Origin of the sequence: uncultured Rikenella sp. (assembly GCF_910579375.1) — a bacterium.
Lineage (GTDB): Bacteria > Bacteroidota > Bacteroidia > Bacteroidales > Rikenellaceae > Rikenella.
Map to the genome: position 1 here is coordinate 1 of NZ_CAJTUJ010000174.1, position 3836 is coordinate 3836.

General features: G+C 57.8%; 2 protein-coding genes. One reads left to right on the forward strand and one right to left on the reverse strand.

What is annotated here, in order from left to right:
* Positions 1–878: 878 nt before the first annotated feature.
* Complete coding sequence (locus tag QZ302_RS09255) at positions 879–2114, reverse strand: ROK family transcriptional regulator (protein WP_294594712.1); 1236 nt, start codon at positions 2112–2114, stop codon at positions 879–881.
* A 407-nt stretch (positions 2115–2521) separates the two neighbouring features.
* Between QZ302_RS09255 and QZ302_RS09260 the strand changes: the two genes are divergently transcribed.
* Positions 2522–3439, forward strand: coding sequence for a hypothetical protein (locus tag QZ302_RS09260; RefSeq protein ID WP_294594714.1), 918 nt, complete (start codon positions 2522–2524; stop codon positions 3437–3439).
* Positions 3440–3836 lie beyond the last annotated feature (397 nt).

Here is a 3836-nt window from a genome sequence, read left to right on the forward strand (position 1 = left end):
CGATACCTCTCGGAATCGCGCTACTCGCTCTCAGCCTATAGCGGTCCGCCTCGTGGGGTGGCGGCGAACTGCGCGACTCTAAAGGGTTGCAAGAGCACGACCAAAGGTAAGGTTCAGCCTAATTCTGTCGGGTTCGGGCTGCGCGCTCCCCGGGTGGGCCGAAGGCCCAGCGCGCAAGCCCGGCGGCTCGTAGAGCCGCAGAGGTACGACCAAAAGCAAAGCCCAAAGCATCGCCCAAAGCCAAGCCCTTTGCTTAGCCCAGCGCGGCTCGAAAACCGTAACCGGTTTTCGAGCCTGAAGAACAGACACAGCCCAAAGCTCGTCCCTGTTCTCCGCCCCGTGTCGGCCTCACTGCGGCTCCGCTTTCGCTCCGCCGGAGCCGCTCGGCACCCGAAAGATAGCCGGGCCTATCCCTATTCCCGTCGCCCGCGGCAATTCTTGCCGGATTGGCCGAGTGCCAACCGGCAGAATATGCCCTTTTAAGCGGGCGGGCGACGGAGCTTTACGTGAAGTCGAGTTTTTCGCGCGCCTTGCGCGATTCATCTATATTCGGCTAACCGCCGAAATAGTTGAATCGCTTCTTTTGGCGGGGTGCACGGCTTTGGCTACGGGAGGAGACTGCCCTCGGGCCGGGCAGGCCCCGCGTGCCCGCGGTGGGCAAATGGCAGCCTCAGCCCAACTCCCTGTTCCGCGCGCTGGCGGAAATCTTATTCAAACGCGCATCACGCGTTTGAATGATTTCCTACTCCAGCAGTCGCGCGCGGGAGAGCTTTGCCCTGCCTGGAACAGCCCAGCGCGTGCGGAGACCGTAATAATACAAGCCCGCCCTGAGGAGCGCCTCAGGCCAATACAAGGCGTCCGGAACGCCGAACGTGTCGTTAGAGAATCCCCAGCATCCGGTTCCGCGTCAGGAGAGCAGCCCCCAATACCCCCGCCGTCTCGCCCAGCGTTGAGATGCGCAGCGTCGTGTCCCGCGTCACCAGCCGCAGTGAATATTTGTTCAGCGCCGTGCGGATCGGCAACATCAGATAATCGCTCACCTCCGCCAGCGGCCCCCCGATCACCACCAGCTCCGGATTGAACAGGTTGATCAGCACGCTGATCCCCCGTCCCAGCTTCTCGCCCACATCCGTAATCAAGTCGATCGAGAGCACATCGTCGCTCTCCGTCGCCTTGATGATATCCTGCATCGTGACCGTTTCGCCCCGTTCGAACTTCTCCGACAGGATCGACGACGCCCCGTCGCGCAAGCTCTCCGCAAAGCTCGTTTCGAGCGCCATCCCCGACGCCTCCGTCTCCAGACACCCCTTTTTGCCGCACTGACAGATCTTTTCGTTGTCGAAGAACGGAATGTGCCCGAACTCGCCCGAGAAGCCCGACTTTCCGTAGTAGAGCTTTCCGCCCACGATGATCCCGACCCCGATCCCCCGGCCGATATTGATGAAGAGCGCATTCTGCACTTCGTTCCGATCCCCGTTCAGGTACTCCGCATACGTCATCGCCCGCGTGTCGTTTTCGACCACCGTTTCGATCCCCGTTTTTTCGTGGATCAGCCGCGCCAGCGGATATCCGTCGATGTTGATCGCATTATAGATGATCCCCGACGACGCATCGACCCGTCCCTTGACCGCAATCCCCATCCCGAGAATCTTTTCGCGCGCCGCCGCCCCCAGCGACTCGATGAACTCCTCGATCCGCGCCGCCAGATTGTCCAGAAACTGCGCATTCGTATGGTACGTGAACGGCACATGCTGCGTCACCGTCACCGTGTTTTTATTCAGGTCGATCACCCCGAAACCGAGCTCCCCCTCCTGGATCGTGACCCCGAGGAAGTAACCCGCGTCCGACACCAGCCCGAACGCGCAAGGACGGCGCCCGCCCCCCGTTTCGATTTTACCCTGGTCGCGCACGAACCCCTCGCGGATCAACTCCCCGACCAGCTTCGTGATCGTCGGATTGCTGACATTCAGAATTCTCGACAAATCGGCGATCGTACAGTCCCCTTCCGTCGCCAAAGTCAGGATGATACGCCGTTTGAGCATAAAAGCCTTGTAAGCCACAACGCTCATATTTTCGTCCGTCGGTGTGCTGAGAATGGATTGGTTGGTTGTCATAAAAAGAAGTTAAGTTATTCTGTATGTGGGTTTTATTACGTTCGTTCCGGTCTCGCGAAGAGCGGCGCAAGTTAGTGAAAATTGTGATTAAAATAAAGGGGGTATTCGAATAATTCCGGTAATGGCTCCTTTTTAGGGAAAAATATGGAGTGTCAGAAAAAAAGTTTTTTGGTATCCGAATTTTTATCTATCTTGCACCGAAATTGTAGCGGTCACGACAACTTCCGGCGCATGGCAAGAGCCGTTTTTTCTGCCATAAATCGTGTTCCGTGCGGTTTCGTTCCGAACGGAAGCCGTATCGGTGGCACGCCGTTTGTTAGTGTGATCAGTCGGGACTTCATATATTATAGGTGGAGTCGCCGGCGCGCGAAACGAAAAACGACAGCTTTCTAACACACAGAGAGATTATGGAGTATAACGACAACGACTACGACTACAACGACTATCCGCAGCACGACGGCAACGGATCGGTCAAAGGGCTGAAGATCGCGATCATCATTCTGCTGATCGTTCTGGCCGTGATCTCGTTCTTCTTCTGGAAACAAGTGCAGGAGCTCAAGCGGGATCAGATCGGAATCACCGAAGAACGCGATACCCTGACCAATCGGCTGACCGTTCTGCTCGGCCAGATGGGCGACCTCAAAGTCGACAACGATACGATGAATATCGCGCTCATGCAGCAGCGGCACATCGCCGACTCGCTCCTTGATCGGCTCAAGAAAGAACGCGGCTGGAACTACGCCAAAATCAAGAAGTACGAGCGCGAACTCGGGACACTTCGGGCGACCATGCAGGGCTTCGTGCGTCAGATCGACTCCCTGAACCGGCTCAATCAGCAGCTCGTGGGCGAAAACATGCGCTTCAAACGCGAGATGTCCTCCTACCGGCTGCGGGCCGAAGCCGCCGAAGAGATGACCCAGGAACTGAACAATAAAGTGAAACGGGCCTCGCAACTTCGGGCACGGGATGTCGCCTTGCTGGCATACAGCAAACGGAACAAACTCGTCAGCCGGGCAAAGCAGACCGAAAAACTCGTCACCGAGTTTATCCTGACGGCGAACGAAGTGGCCATTCCTGGGGAACGTACCGTATACGTTCGCGTGATTACGCCGGAAGCGGATATTCTGGGATCGCCTGACGGCGGTCGGTTTACCTTCGCCGGCGAATCGATCCCGTACACCGCTAAGCGTGTGGTGGACTATCAGGGCGACGATCTGCCTGTGAGCATCTACTATGACATCACGGGTCTGTATGCGGGGCAATACACCGTGATGGTCTATGTGGACGGCCAGATGGTCGGTCAGAGCGACGTGATCTTGAAATAGGATTGGACAAGGCTATCGCCTTGTTCTCAGATAAGCGAGCCGCATCGGGAGCCACCCGATGCGGCTTTTGTTTTGGCCTTCCATTTGATGCGGTTTTGGCGCGCGAACAAAGAACGTGGGCCGAGGCTGCCGTAGCGAACCGTCCACGGGACGTGGGGGCCCGCTTGGCCGACGCGTTCGCGTCATGGCGCGCGGCCGTTATTACTTTCCAGTTGCTCGCGCGCCGCCGCCTAAAGAGGGAAATCGTCAAAATGCACTTTGTGCGTTTTGACAAGATTTCCCCGGCGCGCGAACAGAGAACGGGGGTAGATGCTGCCAGTGGAAATGCGCGAGCATTTCCCGTCCACGGGACGTGGGGCCCGCGCGGCCCGAGCGCAGTCCCCTCCTGTCGAACAGA